Here is a 20,887-nt window from a genome sequence, read left to right on the forward strand (position 1 = left end):
CCACAAACCGAAAACAGAGTGTCGCTTCTTCAAACAATTGATATACGCCGGAACTACGGTAAGTTACCTGTTCTGAAAGGAATTAATCTGAGCATAGAACCAGGTGAGGTTGTCTCAATTGTAGGCGCATCTGGGGCCGGGAAAACCACACTGCTCCAAATTCTGGGTACCCTTGATCGGCCCGACTCCGGCGAACTCCAGATTGCCGGGCAAAATGTTTTTGGACTGAATGATCGTCAATTGGCTCAGTTCCGTAATGAGCGTATTGGGTTTGTTTTTCAGTTCAATAACTTATTGCCTGAGTTTACGGCCCTTGAAAATGTATGTCTGCCCGGATTTATTGCCGGTAAGGACGAGCGAACTGTTCGGCAACGAGCTACCGAATTATTGGAGCGACTCGGCCTACGTGACCGGGTATCTCACTTGCCGTCTCAACTGTCAGGCGGTGAACAACAACGAGTTGCTGTAGCCCGGGCATTGATTAATCAGCCAGCCATTGTTTTCGCTGATGAACCAAGTGGTAACCTTGATTCGCACAATGCTCAGGAGTTGCATCAACTTTTCTTCAAACTTCGTGATGAGTTTGGTCAGACACTTGTCATTGTGACGCATAATGAACAACTGGCCGATCTTGCCGACCGCAAGCTGATCATTCGGGATGGAATGATGTTTAGCTGATTCTCTTAAGATTATTCTTTCATGTGCATACCCCGTTTTTTCGGGGTAGTGGAAGCCTATTGCCCTAACCCTATTTTTTAATAAAGCTTATGAAGAATTCCTCTACGAACCATTCAGCCAAACGATTTACATTGATCATGGCTGGACTACTTACGTTACTGAGCGTACGCACATTGGCTCAATCGCTGCCAACAGGTTTTAACAACAGTTTAGTGCAGAATGGCTATACAACGCCAATGGGCACTATTTTCTCGGCCGATGGAAAGCAACTCTTTGTTTGGGATAAAGCGGGTCGCGTTTGGGTATCTACCTGGAATGGCACTCAATACACAAAACAGACGGCGCCTGTTCTGGACATTAGCGAAGAGGTAGGTAACTGGCGCGATTTTGGTTTGGCGAGCCTATGCCTCGATCCAAACTTTGCCACGAACGGTCTGATTTACCTTTACTACATGGTCGACCGCCATCATCTACTTTACTTTGGTACAGCCTCGTATAGTGCCACAAAAGATGAGTATTACAATGCCACAATAAGCCGGGTAACGCGTTACAAAGTTACTACAACGAACAACGTACTATCGACTGACCTGAGCAGCCGCAAAGTGTTACTTGGCGAAACTAAGTCAACAGGTGTACCCCTAACGCATGAATCACACGCGGGTGGCACCATTCTGTTTGGAGCTGATGGTTCATTATTGGTATCGACGGGGGATAATGCTAGTTATAGCTCTACTGATAAAGGCAGCGCCAGTGAGACTTATTGGCAAACAGCCATTAATGATGGAATTCTACGGACGAATGAAAATGTAGGCGCTTTTCGTGCACAGATGATTACATCCCTTTGTGGGAAAATCCTTCGGCTGGACCCCAACACGGGCGATGGTCTGAGCAGTAATCCATTTTATAACGCAACTAGCCCACGTTCGGCGGCTTCAAGGGTGTGGGCTCTTGGTTTTCGTAATCCCTATCGGATGGGTATTCAACCCGGAACGGGCACTACGAATCCAGCCAGCGGAAACCCTGGCACCTTGCTCGTTGGTGATGTTGGCATGAATACCTGGGAGGATATGCATCTGATTCGACAGGGGGGCGAAAATGCGGGCTGGCCTATTTTTGAAGGCATTCTGGAAAATAGTTCGTATTACGCAGCCGCTCAAACGCTTGAAAATAAGGATGAGCCGAATCCATCCAATACGTGTAATAAGCCTTACCTCACCTTTGCCAATCTGCTCAAACAGGCTGCTAGTTCAACCACTACGGTGACAAATCCTTGTAGCGGTCAGGCTTTACCTGGCTTGCAACGGCGCTATGTGCACAGTGTGCCCGCTTTAGATTGGAATCATAATGCCAATATAGCCCGTGCCCCGAAACTGACAGCCACTAGTACAACTACCGCTTTGGTGGGGGCAGCTGGCTCCTCAGTAACAGGCACGCCTTTTAAAGGCAACTGTTCAACTGGAGGAGCTTACTACCCAGGCACCAATTTTCCTGCAGCTTACCGTAACCTTTACTACTTTGCCGACTATGGTGCTAACTGGATTAAAGCAGCCACACTAGGTAGCAATGGGACTATTACGGATGTGAAGGAGTTTATTCCGGCTGGTGGCACCAATGGCGTTGTGGATCTGGAATATAACCCGTTGGATGGAGGACTTTACTATACAAATATCAATAACGGAGAGATACGGAAAGTTAGTTATGGGACTAATCAGCCGCCAGTTGCTGTCATATCGGCTGATAAAACAAAAGGAGCGAGCCCGTTAACGGTACAATTTAAGGGCGATGGCTCGAGTGACCCCGACGGCGATGCACTCACCTATGCCTGGGATTTTGGTGATGGTACAAAAGCTACGACGGCCAATCCGAGTCATGTATTTTCGGGAACAGGGACACAGGGGTTTACCGTGCAACTAACCGTAACCGATACAAAGGGTTTAACGGCTAATCAACAGATCATTATTTCGCTAAACAATACTGCCCCAACGGTTAAGATCACTAGCCCTGTCAATGGTAGTCTGTACCCACTCGACCGGGAAAGCACTTATCAACTGAAAGCCACTGTCACCGATGAGGCCATTAGTAGTTTAGCGTACAGCTGGCAAGTGACGCTTCGGCATAACAACCATCAACATGTAGAACCAGCCATAGCTGCTGTATCACCCAGCGTGAATATTTCGCCTGTAGGATGCGATGGCAATACCTATTACTACATGATTACGGTGCAGGTTACCGATAATGGCGGATTAACCGCTATGGATTCCGTTAAGATTTACCCGGATTGTGCGTCGTTGAATCTGGCAGTACAAAATTTGAAGGCGGTTTTATCCGGTACAACCAGCACTAGTCTGACCTGGAATTACCCAACAGCTCCTTTCGATGAAGTGCTGGTTGCTGTTCGGGCGGGAAGTAGTTTTTTAGATCGACCGTCAGGCACTAGTTACACGGCTAATGCTGATTTTCAAGGAAACGGGTCGGCTATAGAAGGAGGGAAAGTCGTTTATCGTGGGCTAGCGACCGCAATGACAGTTACGAATTTAAGTCCGCAAACGACGTATTATTTTCGGGTTTACACACGGGCGGGTAATGCCTGGTCTGGTGGTGTAGAGGTTAGTTTAACAACCGGTACGGTGTCAACACCGGGCCAGTTCGATCCTGCTTTGTGTTATAAGATCACGAATCGGATTAGTAATAAGGTGTTAGGCGTAGAAGGTGCCTTAACGACCGATGACGCTTCAGTTAAGCAGCGCACCTTTGTCGATATACCCTGGCAAAAATGGAAGTTTCAATCACTGGGCTCGAATACGTATCAACTCACAGCAACTCATAGTGGGAAAGTGCTTGCCGTTCTGAGTGCTTCAACGCAGGGGTGGGCGAGTGTTGTGCAGAGCACGAACACGAATGCTGCCAGCCAAAAATGGGTTATTCAGACAGATGGTGATGGTTATTCGACACTGAAAGCTGTTCATTCGAATATGTTGCTGGATATTGCGAATCAGGACGAAGGCAGTCAGGTTATTCAATATTCGGCTAGTGGATCGTATGTTCAGTACTGGAAAATTGAAACCACTGGCTGTTCAAGTACCACCACAGCTACGCCACCCGTGTCGGCTACGACCTGTTATAAAGTTACGAACCGGATGAGTGGGAAGGTGTTAGGCGTAGAAGGGGCATTAACATCAGACGGAGCCTCCATTAAACAACAGACCTATAGCGATCAGCCCTGGCAAAAATGGGAGCTTCGACCAACAGGCGCAACGAATACCTATCAGCTTGCCGCGATTCATAGTGGAAAAGTGCTTGCGGTACAAAGTGCGTCAACGCAGGGTTGGGCGAGCGTTGTTCAATCGACAAATACCAACGCCAATAATCAAAAATGGGTTATTCAGACGGGAGGTGATGGCTACTCGACACTGAAAGCTGTTCATTCGAATATGTTGCTGGATATTGCGAATCAGGATGAAGGAGGTCAGGTTATTCAGTATGCCGCGAGCGGATCATACGTACAGTACTGGAAAATTGAAACAGTGGGTTGTACAACAGCTAGTGGTGGACGTCTCGGTGCTGAGTACGAACCTGTCGTGAGCGTTTATCCAAATCCGGCACAGACTTACGTGAACTTGGACTTGCCCCGTTTGGACAATTCGCTTGTTCAAATCGACTTGCTTTCCACAACCGGCCAATTGGTGCGATCAGAAACGCTTAAAGTGGACGGTAGTACAACACATCGCTTATCTGTTGCAGATTTGTCAAATGGGCTCTACCTAATCCGAATACAGTCCGGAAGTATGTGGAATTTTACTCATCGGCTACTCATTGCTCGATAAGTTGGACTGAGCGTTTGGGGACCTCTATTTTTAGCCAGCTTGTGACTCGACCGTCGAATAGGCTAATAAAAATACTTGGTTATTAATACTTAATTTATTTTTATAATATACTGAAAGTCAATGTTTTGTGTATATGGAGAAATTTTTTTTTGATCAGGGAATAATTTTTTGATAAATTTGTTTTATAATTGTGTCGAAAAGAAAAGTTTTTCATAACGTTGAGTAAATCAGAAAGCCAAGAGAGTATCTCGCTTGGCTTTTTTGTTTGCCTATATGTTAGCGATTTTTAAAATAAAATATACTAGTTGTTTGCTGCAGTAACATATTTAAGCCGCTTTCTGACAATTTCTGGTTTATTGAAAGCTTCAGGATAAGTCAATTTTCGCCCTGCCCTTACTTCTCCAGCCGGGATGCTTTTTTGAATCGAAACCAGGTTTCCTTAGGCTATGTTTGCTGGGATATGCTCCATATGTAGGCTCTTGTTCCGAATAGATGAACTAGTTGTTGCTTAACAAATATTTATAGTGAGAAAGGCTGGCGTAATCGAGCACTTACCCAGCCCATATTTTAAATAGTTTGTCTGGCTTTACTGTTTCACAATACGACCTTCCCAAATTCCCTTATCCGTTTCACATCGAATGAGATACACGCCAGCAGACCAGGATTGTATATTCACTTCAAAACGATTAAGGTGTTTAAGAGGGCTAAATACACCCATCACTACGCCTTGACTAGTTGTGATCTGTAGTATTTTTATTTGAATGGACTGATCATATTGAATACGCAACACAGAGATAACAGGATTTGGTATCAACTGAATGGCCGGTTCATTAGCGGGCTGTTCGAGTGGAGTTAATAAACCAATTTGAACGATACTTGGTGATCCGACCGTGCCAACTCCACAGAAATTCGAAACATTAGTCAGTCGATAAGTTGTCAAGCGATTGGGATAAACAGTATAAACATAGGGGTTGAGGCCTGTGGCTAAATAAACGGTCTGTAGCGAATCTCGCAGTGCTATAGTCCAGGGAGCACTACCCGTTAGATCGATGGTTAGACTAGCAGGTTTCCCTGTCTCAAAATAAGACGGCCCGCGCAGGGTCGCTCCAGCTGGTGAGCGAACCGTAATAGGGAAGGGGTTTGCTGAGCTTACAGCGTTTGATTCCAGGGATCGAACACGTAGCCTATATGTATTGCCTGTAGGTGTATTTAGGGGAATTGTTGCGGTTAGTGAACTGGCTTCACCAATGGTTGGTATATCCTGAAATGCCAAACCTGATGGGTCAGATAATTGGACACGATATGTTTGTGATCCTCCACTAGATCCGTTAATGATAAGTGGCACCTGTATCTGGTTGCCCGCACAAACGTTCGTCAGAAATAATCTAGACAACGATAACGTAACAGAGCTGGGTGGTAACACATCAACAGTTGCACTCCCAGATACCTGGCCGATACCGCAAGCGTTTTGCACCGATTTAAGTGTAAACGTCGTTGACTGATTCGGTTGAACGGCTACGTTTACATAACCCTCTTCACTCGAATAGCCAATTTGTCCAGTTGATAATTCATACTGATAAGGGCCTCCGCCCGATATGTTTAGCCGGATATATGCTAATTCTCCACTGTTGATGACTGTGTTCCCATGTAGGCTTGCCGCTGCAGCCTGAACAACTCGGATTGACTCCGCATTACTAACTACATTATCCGGCCGTGTACTCACGACTTTGATGTAATACGTAGTTCCAGTCACTAAGTTAGCCGGTAGGCGGACCTGCAACGGCCCGGTTATAGAATCCAGACGTGCCAATTCTTGATCATCCGATCTGGGTGTTGCTTCCTGTGAAGTACTCAACAGAATGCGTATCTGATTGCCAGACTCAAAATCTCCTGATATATCTGCCCTCATCGATAGTAAACCACCCGCACAAACGCCAGATATATAAGAAGTGCCAAGCAATAGGTTGATTTTTGCTTTAACCTTTACCGTGACTTGCCCAGTTGCAGAGCCATATCCACACTGATTAAAAGTAGTACGAAGGCTATACGTTGTTTTATAAGTAGGCGTTACTCCAATCGATTTAACTGTTTCGTCCGTATCCCTATCATTAGAGTAGGATTGATCGACCTCACTATCTCCTGCACTGGCATACGAACGGTTGTCCATATAAGCAAAAAAAGGTGTACTACCTTTAGCACCAAGCAGAAGTTGAGCAGCGCCCTGAGCCGGGTCATATATTGGCTCGCCAGACGCTGACAAGTTCACGGCAACCGTTCGGCGCATGTAGACTTGTACGGGTGCTACTCCACCCACAACATTCTTGTTTTTCGAAACGACCCGAATGTAGTAAGAATTATTAGGCATCGAACTGCCACCGAGCCATATGTTTGAATGTTGAAGTGTGTCGGGTAAGCGTACCAATAGCTCACCGGGATAAGGAGAGTCTAGTGAAGGGAGATCATAAAAACCATCCGTTCGGCGACGACTTATCTGAACCGAAAATGTGGCATCTGCCGGAACATCTCCCTTTGTTGTGAAGGGTACACTTAGGAGTGCACCCGCACAAAAAACGCCCAAATCCTTCAAATTTGTCACAATATTAAACGGTCGAACAAATAATGTATCCGTTGATCGGATTGTGCCAGTACCGCACCCATTTTGAATAGACTCTATGTAGTAATTGCCAGGTGCCGAAAATTCAATCAAGGGAAAGGTATTGTTTTCAAAGCGATATACTTTCCGAAAATCTTTCCCATTGGTAAAGGTGATATCGAATGGCTGACCACCGGAAACCCCCAAACTCGTAGGATAGTCAATCTGTTCATAAAGTAAGGGGATCGTTCGCCCATTTGGGTAGTAGGAGGCAGTGGCTGGATTTTGTATCGGAAACGAGGCCGGCTCACTTAGTGCCAGCGGGTCGGTTGTAACGATCCGGATAAAACCATTGAGAAGTGCGTCTTTGCCTAGTGTTACCTGAACAGGACTTTGTGTGCCTGAGCCAATCGTCTGTTGTACGACAAATTGCCTGGTCGTGTAATCGAACGTTCCTAACTGGACTGAATAGACTGTTGTTGCGGTTGCGGCTCCAGTCACATCAAACGCGATACTGGCACTGGTTCCAATGCACCCTGAGCGAGGATTGGAATCACTAAGGCGGATACGTAGCGGGTTGGGGTTTTCGTAAGAAATTGGCTGCTGACTCACAACGCCTATCCCACAAACATTCGACATGCTTAACACACTAAAGGTCGATGTTGGGTATCCTTTAAGAGGCAGTATATACCCAAATGCAGTCGGTGGTGGCATGGCTACGTCCGTTTTTCCGTCGTTTAGCCTGAATGTGACAGGAATGATTCCACTAAAAACCAGCCGTAACGATTTCTGTCCATTCGATTCGTCGATCTGAAACGTCGTTAGCTGGGGAATTGTCTGAACCATCAGTATAGTCCAATCGGAAGCCGATGCCAGTTCTGTACCTTCTATACGAAATGTAGTTTGGCCGGATATCGACCTGGGTACTGCAAATCGTAACATGCCGTCAGTTACTAAGGCTGGAACCAGCAGCGTATCTAGTTTGTAAGGCCAGGCTATTTGGGCATAGGCTATTCGTACCGAAAGTCGATTGGAGGCTGGCAACGTTCCTTGGATGGTTACGGGAACTTGCCAATCGGCACCACTACAAGCCGTTAAATTACCAGGCGAACTGATTTTTAGTCCCGGTCCAACGCGTACTGTAATCGCTCCCGTTGCCGGGCCGCTACCACAACCCGTTGAGAATGACTGTACCCGATAGGTAGTCGTCTCTGTGGGCGAAACGGTATAGGAGAACCGACTTTCAACGGCCTCATTAGGATTATATAAGTAATGCCACTGCTGACGATCTAACACGGTACCATCACTTAAGGTAATAAGAATGGGGTCTTTACCTGTTGCCAGCATAGGTAATTCGGCCTTTGCTCCCCACATAATATTAATTGTGCTGTTGGTTAATTGAATGGCTGGCTTTTTGCGTACTACAAGCCCTCCCAACCTACTGACAACGTTTGGCTTATCGGCAATAACGGTGATCGAATAATAATCAGATGGAGGTGTCGATTCTGGCATTACAGCGGTTAGCCCATTCGGTGTCGCTTCGGCTGGAAACTGGGTTACCAGACTATCCAGGTAGGTACGCACCTGCACAGTAAACCGGTTGCCCGGTTCAAACGATCCACTGGTCGAATAGGCAATCCGAAATTGACTACCCGCACATATCTGGGCTGGTAATAAGGACAGTAGTCGTAATCCAACTGGACTAACCCGTATAGGTACTTCTCCATTACCTATGCCGTTATCACAAGCTTCCGTTGTAACCGATTTAATGGTGTATGTAGTACTTTCGGCCGCTCTGACTAAAAACGTACTGGTCATTTGGGGAGATATGTAATAAAGCCAACTGATTGGAATAACTGTTCCATCGTTCAGTGTGACTTTGGCATTAGATGGCCCACTGTATGTGTACTCAATTGGTATTGGCTCAAACGGACCTACTATAGTTTTCTGAACAGCCCGAATGCTGGCTGTTGGTCTTGACGCTAATAGAACTGGCTCACCGGGAAAAGAGGTCATCGCTGGATTCGATGAACGGAGTATAATCTGGTACTGACCAGGTGAAATATCAGTTGGGTAGCGAAACTGAAGAGTCGTACTGGAAATCGCCGTAGCTGACAGTTCTCTGCTGACAATACTATTCGTACTTTCTAACTTTACTATAAATTGATTATCAGGCGAAAACACAACTCCATTAGCTCCAAAACTAGCCGACGCCAGTGCCCCTAAACAACTGTTTCGGCCCGGATTTACGTAAATTGATTGGGAGTAGCTCGTTCCGATCAATAGGAGGCTACACAAGATGAGCAGGAATCTAATCATTACTGTTTTAACAATCGATACGTCGATGTTGTCTGATTTACGTTAACTCGAAGAATATAAATTCCCATTGGCAAGTCATTGACCGACAAGGAAACTGCTTTGGCTGGCGAGTACATTTTACGTCGAATGAGTCGACCATCTGTCGACCAAAGCTCAATTTCCGATGGTGCTGTAGGCAAGTTTTCAATAAAAATGTCCTGACTCACCGGATTTGGGAAAACCTGAATGAGCGGTCCGGTAGGTTCTGAAGCAGTTATCAACTCCAGGCGTAAAATACCCGTACCCTGAATGAGACCAGGACCGCAGTCATTCCCAACGCCCAGCAATTGAAATGTTGTTGGTAACGAAGAGGCCGGTATGGTCATAATCGTTTCGGGTTGGGTAACCTGCCAATTCCAGGGAGTACTTCCATTCTGGCCCAGCGTAACAGAGGCCGGTACAGACCCAGTTACACTAATGGTCAGATTAACAGGTTTACCAAGAGTAATAAAAGGTGGTCCAAAAATAGATGCTGTTGCTTTTTCCTGAACTGTTATCGGCGATAGTAGTACTGAACTGGCTACTGTCGGATCGGCAGTTGTAACCCGAAAGCGATAATTAACCCCTCCGGGTAAGCCAGCGGGCAGTATAGCTCGCAGTGGACTGGTTTGACCAAGAGTTGGAACTAGTGAATAGTTCTCACCAGTACGGTCGGAAAGCTGGACGGATAGCGTGTTATTGCCGATTCCGACTGCCGTATAGTCAACCAGCACAGTATCGCCACCGCATAGCCTGCCACTCACCCGATCGGTTGTAATGAACCTGGAATTAGATGGATTCACTGAAATTGTCAGTGAGCCACTTGTTGAGCCGTTTCCACAGATATTACTGGTTGACGCAAGGGTATATATACCACTCTGGCCGGGTGTTAATTCAATAGTAGGTGTTCCCGTTTGCCATGTACCAACAGAGCCATTAGACAGGCGATACGTAATCGGAAATGTTCCGTTGATCAGCGGTTTGACAACGACTTTCTGTCCTGCGTTGATAACAAGATTGCCGGTTAATTGAGCCGTTACCGGAGTGGCTATCCGGAGGGCTATCGATGCGCTAAGGGCTGGATCAACTGAACGGAGTCGTAAGGTATAATCACCTGGTACTAAATCCGCAGGAAGCGTAATTGGGAGTGTTCCTTGTGGGGCAGTTGTACGGCTTAACTCACGACTTGAGTTGTCTGGACTAAGCAGTTCGGCCACAACGTTGACCCCCGTTGCCCAGTCACCAGTGGTCGTATAGCTAACATTCAATGGTTTTCCGGCACAGACTAGTTGTTGCAAACCAGGTGCAGGTGTGGTTATACTGAGTGTTGGCCGTACAGTAACTGTTGCTTCGCCCGATACTGTTCCGTAGCCGCAACCATTTCGTACAAATGCCAGCGAATAGGTTGTTTTGTGGCGGGGAATCAGGGTGTATAGGGTTCCATTAGGTGCTGAGAGTGTATTCGCGTAAGTACCTGAGTAATCTGGCTCATAATTGCGAATACCGTAGGTTGTAAAGTAATCGCCATTCGTTACACTTACCTGTATGGTTACGGTCGGGTCAGCTACCGAAGAACTACCCGGTTGAAGCGCAATTTTGGCTGTCGGTGTTTCGTAAACCCGAAACCCAGCAGACGTCTGGCTGATGGTTCCGGTATTCCGGCCAACAACCCGTACCTGATAGTAGCCATAAGGATCTGCAGTAAATGAATCGGGCAATCGTCCTACCAGTGGGTTACTCGTTGAGATTAGTGGTATTGTTGCAAAGGAGGCACCGTTCCCCTTAGAAATCTGTAACTCAAAGATCTCATCAGTTGGTACACCGCCAATTGTGGCGAATGGAACAGAGAGTAATCCGCTCCGGCAAGTAGGGGTTCTCTGTTCTAGAGTTGACGTAGTGTAGTTACCAGGGTTGCCCGGTAGGGTAATATAGAGTCGATACGGTATTACCGTTATTGTACGCTGTTCGAATAGGTCTGTTGTGCCACAGGTATTCGTAATCGTTTTTAGTTGGTAAGTTGTTGTTTTATCTGGTTTTGCTTCTATAGTAGCTCGACCATCGTAATTAGGTGAGTTGACGTCGTAATCGGTAATAGTAAAGGATTTTCCTTCAGCCGTAAGCAACGTGTAAGGAAGTCCTCCGCTCGCTCCCACCGTCATCGCCGTCGACTCTCCTGCGATGATTTCGGTGGTGCCGGGCATTATTGTGGCTGTAGGTTTTTTATGGAGCGTTAAAAATACATCCCGACTGGTTAGTGTCAGATTTTCGGCCTCTACCCGTAGAGAATACGTCCCTGTCGGCACATCAGGGAGTACAACAGAGACTGGACTTTTCAGCCCGCGGCCAATAACAACAGGCGTAAACGAACTGTATCCGTAAATACTATACCCATACAAGGTGACCCGATAGCGAACCGAATCGGGAATGGTACCTGTAGTTTGAAAGGGTATTGAAATGGATTCTCCGGCACAAAAGATTTGACCTGAGAGATCATTTACTAAAACCTGCCGATTTTCTGCCTGTTTAATAACCACTTGCTTTGATTTATCGGCAAATGAACGTGTACCACATTTGTTGCTAACCTCGGTAAGTCTATAGGTCGTGCTTTGCGTTGGCATATCGCCAAACACAGTGTAAGGGTAATCACTCGAATTAGGTAGTTGATTGGCCGGGAATCGCCATTGCCGTACGCCATCGGTCAAACTAATGGTTATAGGCAGGTTGCTTTTCGCGTCGGCCATGATCCGAATCGGCTCCGGTTTATTAAGTGTGGAAGGATAGCCAACATCCCATCGACCATCGGTTTGTTGGGTATATAAATTGATGTTAGCCAATACAGGAACATAGCCGACCTGAAAACGGCTGGGGCTAACGGTGCTAATGATGGCCGGATTCTGTGTGATAACTCGTACATCCGAACCAACGTAATAAGTGCCATCCAATCCTGGAGGTACACCAAGCGCCTGACTTGTTAACACCGCAACGACAGTATCTTTCTGCAAAACAGCAGGCAAAAGGCTATTCCCTCCAATCTGTACCTGAAACGTAGTCTGGGTGGTGAATTGGGCATTGGTCTGAATAGGAATACGAATAGTCTGGCCAATACAAGGGCGCTCATCCGCCAATTTACCTGCAATGATTCCATTGGTAACTTCAACTCGCACGGTTCCTGCTGTTTTTACTGGACCGCAGGCGCCAGTAGCCGAACGAATGGTATAAGTAGTAGATTCACTGGGTTTTACCGTTACGTTATACTGTCCGGGCACCGGCTGATAAGCTCCCGGTATATACTCCAGCCGTGTACCCTCACTTAACGTGCACTGGACATTTTGTCCCGTCAATTGGACAGATAATGTAGCGCTTTCGCCAAATCGAATGGCTTTTACATCCGTTACCAGAGTTGCCGATGGCGTAGGGTATACTGAAATCGCACGGCTGCTATACAGGCCTCCTATTGGGTTACTTACTAAAGCAGGAGCTGTTGATACGAGTCGAATATAGTTTCCCCAATTGTCTGGTATGCTGGCTGGGAGAGTAATCTCTAGCGGACTCCGATCTCCTTTTGTAGGTAAGTCGACATAGTCGCCTTTTTCATTCATGACCTGCACCGTGAAGCGGTTTCCACTGTCAAACGTCCCATTTGAACTAAAACCGATCTGAACAGTTGTACCAGGACAGGTCACTTCAGGCGCAATAGAAGTCAGTTGCAATCCAAAAGGCGCTATTGTTACAGTTTGCTGGCCAAAGGAAGTACCCTCTCCACAAGTATTTTCGACTTTAGTAATTCGATACGTAGTTGTTTTATTGCCTGGATACGCAACGAAGGAAGATACGTTGTCCTTACTAAGAACCAGTGTATCATTGATTGTTACCCGGTATGGATAATAAGCAGTTATATCTGCGCCTGAAAGTTGTATGGGTATTGTAGCACTTTCATAGGGGGCAATTGTTAGGGGGCGCTCAATAATACGAGCCGTTGGCTTGCGCTGAGGGTAAAAATAACTACTGGCAAGCCCTATGGTTTTCGGATTCGACGCCAGCACACGAAGCCGATAAGCGCTTGGTACAATTGTGTCTGGTAAGGTAATTTCAAGGGTGGGCGCATTTCCCCTCGTCGGAAGATCCTGATAAGTTGGGGCTGTCGAGCTACCGCCAATCAGTTGGACGGTAAACACATTGTCGGCACCGAATACACCCGTAGTTACGATTGGTAGCTGAACGGCTGTTCCACCACACGTTCCGTTATAAGGTGGTTGTACAACATTAACACTGTTCGATTGGGCGCAGACCGAGAGACGGATACAGACTAAACACAAAAAAAAACAAAAACCTCTACGTAAAAATTTCTCCATTCTATTGCCATTGTATTCGCCGGCAAAAGTAGCAAAAACCTCGAATGACAAAATGCAGATCTTGATGAGTGATTTACACAGTGCAAGATCCGCTCATTTGGATAAAGAAACCCCTTCAACAAGAGCATCTATACTCCATTTGCCAGGACCGATGAAAAAGAACACTGCAGCAAGCAAGGCAAACAGGAATGGGTGTTGATCTTCGTACCAAAATTTTCCGTGGCCGACAAAGAAGGTAATGTATAGCATTGTACCAATAATAAGGAGGCAGGCCAATCGGGTGAATAAACCAGCAGTAAGAAAAACACCCGCAACAAACTCAGAGCCTTTACCAAGATAAACCATGAAAGAGGGTGATGCTGATTCTTTGAAAACATCCCACACTGCATACTCTTTCATTTTGGTGGCATCGAAGACTTCCCACCCATGGTATACCAGGAACAGGCCTACAATAACTCGAATACAAGTCAGGCCGCTATTCTGTAAAATGCTTTCGGTAGAGAATAGTTTTTTCATGGGTATAAAATTGATTATCAGAAAGTGAGTTGCAAAATCCGTATATGGAATGGCTTAAACTGTGAAGGGAATTCAATCTTTGGTAAGCTAAAAACAAAAAACGCTCCTGATCGTGAGATCAGGAGCGTTTTACAGAATCAGGAAAATCATTTAAATCCTGAAAATCCCGGTTCAGATTACATCATGCCGCCCATGCCACCGCCTGGGTGACCATGACCGCCACCAGCTGGAGCTTCTTCTGGCTCGTCAGCAATAACACACTCAGTCGTTAACAACAGACCAGCGATCGATGCTGCGTTTTCCAGAGCCAGACGGGTTACTTTCTTAGGATCGATAACACCTGCTGCGAACAGATCTTCGTAAGTGTCGTTTTTAGCGTTATAGCCAAATCCACCCTGACCGTCTTTCACTTTGTTCACGATAACCGAACCTTCGCCACCGGCGTTAGCCACGATTGTGCGCAATGGTGATTCGAGAGCAACACGGATGATGTTAACACCGGTTTTCTCATCTTCGTTGCTACCGTTAATGCCGTCAAGAGAAGAGATAGCCCGGATCAGAGCGATACCACCACCCGTTACGATACCTTCTTCAACAGCGGCACGAGTTGCGTGCAGAGCATCGTCAACACGGTCTTTCTTTTCTTTCATTTCTACTTCGGTAGCAGCACCAATGTAGAGGATAGCCACACCACCTGACAATTTGGCCAGACGCTCCTGCAATTTCTCGCGGTCGTAGTCCGACGTGGTGTTTTCGATTTGGGCTTTGATTTGGTTTACGCGACCCGTGATATCGTCTTTGTGACCAACACCGTTAACAACAGTTGTGTTGTCTTTGTCGATCAGGATTTTTTCAGCCTGGCCTAAGTAATCGATCGTAGCGTTTTCCAGCTTGAAACCACGCTCTTCGCTGATAACCTGGCCACCAGTCAGGATAGCGATGTCTTCCAGCATAGCTTTCCGGCGATCGCCAAAGCCTGGAGCTTTAACAGCAGCTACTTTCAGGGCACCACGGATTTTGTTGACAACCAGCGTAGCCAGAGCTTCGCCGTCAACATCTTCAGCGATGATCAACAGAGGACGGCCAGTTTGAGCAACTTGCTCCAGAACAGGCAGCAACTCTTTCATCGACGAAACTTTTTTCTCCGAAATCAGGATGAACGGACGCTCCAGTTCAACTTCCATTTTCTCGGTGTTCGTCACGAAGTAAGGCGATAGGTAACCCCGGTCGAACTGCATACCTTCAACGGTTTTAACTTCCGTTTCGGTACCACGAGCTTCTTCAACCGTGATAACACCTTCTTTACCTACTTTCTTCATGGCTTCGGCAATCATTTTGCCGATTTCCTCGTCGTGGTTAGCCGAGATCGTAGCAACCTGTTCGATTTTACCGAAGTCGTCACCGATGGTTTGCGCTTGTTCAGCCAGGTTTTTCACGATAACCTGAACCGCTTTGTCGATACCACGTTTCAGATCCATTGGGTTTGCGCCAGCCGCTACGTTTTTCGCACCGATCGAGTAGATCGCTTGCGCCAGAACCGTTGCAGTGGTTGTACCATCACCAGCCGAATCAGCTGTTTTCGATGCTACTTCTTTTACCAACTGAGCACCCATGTTTTCCATGGCATCCTTCAGTTCAATTTCTTTCGCTACCGTTACACCATCTTTGGTGATCGTTGGTGAGCCGAATTTTTTGTCAAGAATAACGTTACGACCTTTAGGTCCGAGCGTAACTTTTACCGCGTCGGCGAGGGTATCAACACCCTTCTTAATGCGCTCACGGGCTTCAGTATCGAAAAATATTTTCTTAGCCATTTGATAGTTTGATTACTGTTTCAGGTTCAAGGTTTCAAGTTGCTGAGGCATATGTACTTGGAACATGAAACGTTTGGAACTTGGAACAAAAATTAAAGGATTGCGAAAATGTCTGATTCACGCATGATGAGGTACTCTTTGCCATCAACGGTGATTTCTGTACCAGCATATTTGCCATACAGTACCGTGTCTCCCACCTGAACCGTCAGCGGCTCATCTTTCTTACCTGCGCCAACGGCAACGACCGTACCACGCTGGGGTTTTTCTTTCGCCGTGTCTGGAATGATGATTCCAAACGAGGTTTTTTCTTCAGCCGGTGCGGCTTCTACCAGCACTCGGTCGGCCAGCGGTTTCACGTTCACTTTAACGCTTTCCGTTTCTGCTACCATGATAATGAGTTGATTAAGGTTATTAACTGTTTGTGTACTGTATTATACTTACACGACGTTCTCGACCCGCCAATTACTGTGCCAATGCGCTAAACTGCCAATTTTTCAGGTTTTTGCCTGACATACTGCCATTTGCTACATTGGCTAAACTTCCTTTGGCAGAGACGATACTCCTGGCGAATAGAATTTGGTTTTTTGATAGCAAATGCTTAGATTAACCAAATCATACACCCACAAAGTCACTTTTTTTGGTTTATGAAAAAATTACAACCTGACTGGTTTACGCAAAATTGGCTTGATGCCGAATATCAGAAATATGTCGTGATGGCATACTTACAGGCTGTTCAGCAGAACTTTACGGAATACAAACTCTGCCCTGATTTACCCGAATTACGCAGTCACTACGATGCTGGTATTCGTTTTTCGAGGGGCAAAGGTACGTTAAATGCTGCTTTCCCCAAGCGAGTAAGCCGAGTTAGTGGACCTCCGCCCCGAATCGAATATAAATCTGAGGTAACGGACCCAGACTTTATGACTGAGGTAGATGCGATTATGGAATTTGCTTTGCCTCGTTTTCAGGCTACGCTGACCGAAGGCCACCAGCGCTGGGCAGATATTGCTCAATCGCTGACGCTGGCACCCGTAGGTTTATTGCCACTGCGGCCCGAGGAGGGCTACTTGCTTATTCATGCGACTAATCAAGCCGAAACGCAGGTCTATTATTTCTCCATGACATTTTATTCTGAACAGGAGCCGGGAGGACGATTGGTGCAGTTTCGGTTTATTGAAGCTGTACAGAAAAGCTTAGTAAATACAGTTGAAAATATTAAACTAGATCTGATTCGCCGACATCGATACCTGCCTAATCCGGCAACGTATATGCTGGAAAGTAAGCGGAATTATCCTGTTCAGGAAACACTATTGCCTATTGCCCAGCAACTATTGGCACAGGCTGTTGCCTGAGTTAGGTACAGGCCTATAAAAAATGCCACGCCTGAAAAGACGTGGCATTTTTATGAGGTAAGAATGTGCTTATTTCTGTGGTGTCAGAGCCGAGGTTGATGCGCCTGGAGTCTGAGCGCCTGGAACTGCCTGACTTGGTGCTGCGCCATTGGCTGCACTAGGAGCAGGCGTTGGAGCTGCTGCGCCCGGAAGCGTTTGGGTTTGTGCCCGATCTACGTTAGCACTGTTGATACCACCTGCCTGATTGCGGTCGACCATGATATAAGAGGCCATCGACAGCACCATCATAGCGATGCCAAGTCCCCAGGTAATTTGTTCCAATAGGTCGGTGGTTTTCTTAACACCCATCAGTTGGTTAGAGCCTAAACCGCCAAATTCGCCAGCCAGGCCTCCGCCTTTTGAGTTCTGGATTAATACGATAAGAATTAACAGAACTGTGATAATACAAATGATGACAATAGTTGCCGTAATCATGAAAAAAAGGTGCTTAATTTTTAGTTAATGCGTTTACAGATTTAGAGAAATATGAAACTTAGTCCTCTGCCGAATTCTTAGTATTCTCTAACTCGCTGATTTTTGCCACAAAGTACGCCTTTTTTTCGGGATTTTTTAGCATAAGTTGTTTGTACATTTCACGAGCCTTATCAAGCTTCCCTTGCTTTACAAGAATTTTGGCGAAGCTTTCGGTTATCAAACCACCACCACTTGGCTTAGTCCGTTTCGTTAAATCTTCCTGCTCCAGCGGTGCGTCAAGTTTAGTTCGCACGGGTGAAATACGAGGCTCATTCTTAATAAAGCTGTCGATTAGCTCAAATTGACGTTGGCGTTCAAGGTCGGCTGGGGAGAGTTCGGGCTGAAGAATCACTGGCTCGGCTATTTGCGTGAGTTCGTGCTGGAGGTTGGTTTCAGCTAATGTTGGATCTTCTGGAGTAGGGGTCGTTGCTTCTTGTTCACCTGTGCCAGGCATTGGCAAGCGAAGGAGCGATAAATTGGGAAATGCGTTACTCAAACCTGCTTTTGACTTAAAAAGGGCGTAGCTCTCTTGTTGATAATCTTCTGGAATAGGGACATGCTTAGCTGATAGTTCATTCAGTTTCGTCAGTAAATTATCTGACCACTGAAATTCATTTTCAATCAGCTTGCGGAGCGAATTACGACTGAGCGCATGAGCCGCTGCCTGACGCACAAATGATATAGCCTGACTTCGCTGGTGCAATGAAGCGGCCTTGGCGGTTAATGTATGCAGTGATTGACAGTATGGATAGGCAGACAGACTCTCCTGCAACTGAGTAAAGTCGGTGGTTGTTAAGTCGTCGGGATGGGTGACCCAGTACGAGAATGTTTCTTTATCGAGGGCAAGCACAGAGGGAATTACGATTTACAATTTACGAATTACGAAAGTAGGTGTTTCAATCGTAATCGTAAACTGTAATTCGTAAATCTTTTTTACCAGTCGGCGGCAGTTTTATTGAAAATATCAAGAACGATCTGATCCAGAATTTTTGGCACTAAGCGACTTTCATTCTGGCTAAGAGTTTGCCCCTGTGGGAAATCCTGATAGAACGAAAACGACTGTTCGAAGTTCTTACTCTCGTCTTTATTGTTATAAAAACGCGCCAAAACCGTGATTTGTAATCGGTTAACGCCCGCCTGATCTTGTGCTGTTGGGGCCACTGCCAACAGGTCGTAGCCTGTAATATTACCTTCCAGCACCATATCGCCGTTGCTTGGAACTACTTTCAGGTTCGTGTAGCGTTGGTAATATTCCTTTAGTTTCTCATTAAACGTCAGCGGCAGGTTAGCAGGCCCCCCAGCTGTTGCCAACACAAAATTATTTACCGTTACGGTTTTTATATTGGGAGAAAGCGTTGTTCCCGTGAAAGAATACACTCCGCAAGACTGAATGATGAATGATGAATTAAGAATGATGAATGATAGTAGAATACGACTAAGCCATTTATTTATGGTTTTACATTCATCATTCATCCGCATCGGCGGACTGATTCTTAATTCATCATTTAAAAGCCTACTCTTCATCAATCTCATACTGTTTAATTTTTCGGTATAACGTCCGCTCGGAGATACCAAGTGCCTGGGCTGCGTATTTACGCTTATTGTTGTTGCGCCGAAGTGCTTTCAGAATCATTTCTTTTTCCTGCCGTTCGAGCGAGAGCGAATCGTCTTCTTCCGTTTCATGAGTTACATCTTCTACCTCGGTTACTTCGTTGACATCACCATCTACATTATCAAAAATCTGAACGGGGGGATGGGTACCGTAGGTTTCTGAAGGCGGTGGCGTCTCTGCACGGATTGAGCCATTCGTAGCAGGCAAAAAGCGGGTAACGCTTACATCCGTCGATGGTCGCAAATCGACATCGGGCGCGATTGAATCGAATAAGTCTTTGTGGTTATGCAGAATCTGCCGACCATCCTGTTCATTGCCGAGTACATCGCGAACGAGTTTTTTTAGATCGTTCACATCCCGACGCATATCGAACAGCACTTTATAGAGCAGTTCCCGTTCCGAAAAATTCTCACCGTTGGTACCGGGAGCTTGCGGAAACAAGGCTAGTGTTCGGTTTGGTTGTTGAGAAAGAGGCAGGTATTTGGCCAGAGTTTCACCGTCAATCGGTTTGTTCTGTTCCGACTCAAGGATAGATATTTGTTCTGCAATATTTTTCAATTGCCGAATATTACCCGGAAATGGATAGGCCATGAGGGTTTGCTTGGCGCTCTCAGTTAATTGTAACGGGTTGATGCGATAGCGTTCTGCAAAATCGGTCGTGAACTTTCGAAACAGGAGTTCGATATCGGTGCCACGTTCGCGGAGGGGCGGTACAAAAATGGGAACGGTGTTCAGACGGTAGTATAAGTCTTCCCGGAACTTTCCTTTTTCAACCGCATCCATCAGGTTAACATTAGTCGCAGCAACAACCCGAACATCGGTTTTCTGCGTCTTCGATGACCCAACCCGAATAAACTCTCCATTTTCGAGCACACGTAGCAATCGGGCCTGTGTACCGAGCGGCATTTCGCCAATTTCATCTAAGAAAATAGTCCCTCCGTTGGTCGTCTCAAAATACCCTTTTCGGGAATCAACAGCACCGGTAAATGAGCCTTTTTCGTGACCAAACAACTCCGAGTCAATTGTACCTTCAGGAATGGCTCCGCAGTTGATGGCAATAAACTGGCCGTGTTTACGGGCACTCAGGCTATGGATTATCTTCGAAAAAGACTCTTTACCACTACCGCTTTCACCCGTAATGAGTACAGTCAGGTCGGTCGCAGCCACCTGCATCGCTACGTTGATGGCGTAGTTAAGAGCTGGTGCATTACCAATTATACCGAAGCGCTGTTTAACGCTTTGAATTTCCTGTTGATTCATTCGTCTTTGTTCCGAGTTCCATGTTTCAGGTTCAAC

At 46.2% G+C, this 20,887-nt stretch carries 12 protein-coding genes; 3 read left to right on the forward strand and 9 right to left on the reverse strand.

Features of this window, described 5'->3' with window-relative positions; genetic code table 11:
• Positions 1-18 precede the first annotated feature (18 nt).
• Positions 19-678, forward strand: a complete 660-nt coding sequence (locus ACYVGR_RS13705) for an ABC transporter ATP-binding protein (protein WP_460957494.1) — start codon at positions 19-21, stop codon at positions 676-678.
• An 89-nt stretch (positions 679-767) separates the two neighbouring features.
• On the forward strand, positions 768-4,502 hold the full coding sequence (locus ACYVGR_RS13710) for an RICIN domain-containing protein (RefSeq protein ID WP_460957496.1): 3,735 nt from the start codon (positions 768-770) through the stop codon (positions 4,500-4,502).
• A 586-nt stretch (positions 4,503-5,088) separates the two neighbouring features.
• Here ACYVGR_RS13710 and ACYVGR_RS13715 read toward each other — a convergent pair.
• The 5 genes from ACYVGR_RS13715 to ACYVGR_RS13735 all read right to left on the reverse strand — a co-directional run bounded on the left by ACYVGR_RS13715 (position 5,089) and on the right by ACYVGR_RS13735 (position 16,503).
• A complete protein-coding gene (locus tag ACYVGR_RS13715; RefSeq protein WP_460957498.1) occupies positions 5,089-9,414 on the reverse strand; it encodes a T9SS type A sorting domain-containing protein in 4,326 nt (1,441 codons plus the stop codon).
• On the reverse strand, positions 9,414-13,784 hold the full coding sequence (locus tag ACYVGR_RS13720) for a T9SS type A sorting domain-containing protein (protein WP_460957500.1): 4,371 nt from the start codon (positions 13,782-13,784) through the stop codon (positions 9,414-9,416). The genes ACYVGR_RS13715 and ACYVGR_RS13720 overlap by 1 nt, the downstream gene beginning before the upstream one ends.
• 93 nt (positions 13,785-13,877) lie before the next feature.
• Positions 13,878-14,300 (reverse strand): DoxX family protein, encoded by a 423-nt coding sequence (locus tag ACYVGR_RS13725; RefSeq protein ID WP_460957502.1) that lies wholly within the window; start codon positions 14,298-14,300, stop codon positions 13,878-13,880.
• Positions 14,301-14,476: 176 nt separating this feature from the next.
• Positions 14,477-16,114, reverse strand: a complete 1,638-nt coding sequence (gene groL, locus ACYVGR_RS13730; protein ID WP_460957504.1) for a chaperonin GroEL — start codon at positions 16,112-16,114, stop codon at positions 14,477-14,479.
• 92 nt (positions 16,115-16,206) lie between these two features.
• Positions 16,207-16,503 (reverse strand): co-chaperone GroES, encoded by a 297-nt coding sequence (locus ACYVGR_RS13735; RefSeq protein WP_012925587.1) that lies wholly within the window; start codon positions 16,501-16,503, stop codon positions 16,207-16,209.
• Between the two features lie 255 nt (positions 16,504-16,758).
• Between ACYVGR_RS13735 and ACYVGR_RS13740 the strand changes: the two genes are divergently transcribed.
• A complete protein-coding gene (locus ACYVGR_RS13740; RefSeq protein WP_460957507.1) occupies positions 16,759-17,466 on the forward strand; it encodes a hypothetical protein in 708 nt (235 codons plus the stop codon).
• Positions 17,467-17,535: 69 nt separating this feature from the next.
• Here ACYVGR_RS13740 and secG read toward each other — a convergent pair whose 3' ends face one another.
• The 4 genes from secG to ACYVGR_RS13760 all read right to left on the reverse strand — a co-directional run bounded on the left by secG (position 17,536) and on the right by ACYVGR_RS13760 (position 20,851).
• Entirely contained in the window at positions 17,536-17,940 is a 405-nt protein-coding gene (gene secG / locus ACYVGR_RS13745; protein WP_460957509.1) for a preprotein translocase subunit SecG, read from the reverse strand.
• A 58-nt stretch (positions 17,941-17,998) separates the two neighbouring features.
• Positions 17,999-18,829, reverse strand: coding sequence for a hypothetical protein (locus ACYVGR_RS13750; protein ID WP_460957511.1), 831 nt, complete (start codon positions 18,827-18,829; stop codon positions 17,999-18,001).
• An 83-nt stretch (positions 18,830-18,912) separates the two neighbouring features.
• On the reverse strand, positions 18,913-19,356 hold the full coding sequence (gene lptE, locus ACYVGR_RS13755) for an LPS assembly lipoprotein LptE (RefSeq protein WP_460957513.1): 444 nt from the start codon (positions 19,354-19,356) through the stop codon (positions 18,913-18,915).
• A gap of 136 nt (positions 19,357-19,492) precedes the next feature.
• Positions 19,493-20,851, reverse strand: coding sequence for a sigma-54 interaction domain-containing protein (locus tag ACYVGR_RS13760; protein ID WP_460957515.1), 1,359 nt, complete (start codon positions 20,849-20,851; stop codon positions 19,493-19,495).
• Positions 20,852-20,887: the final 36 nt, after the last annotated feature.

Source organism: Spirosoma litoris (assembly GCF_054776755.1).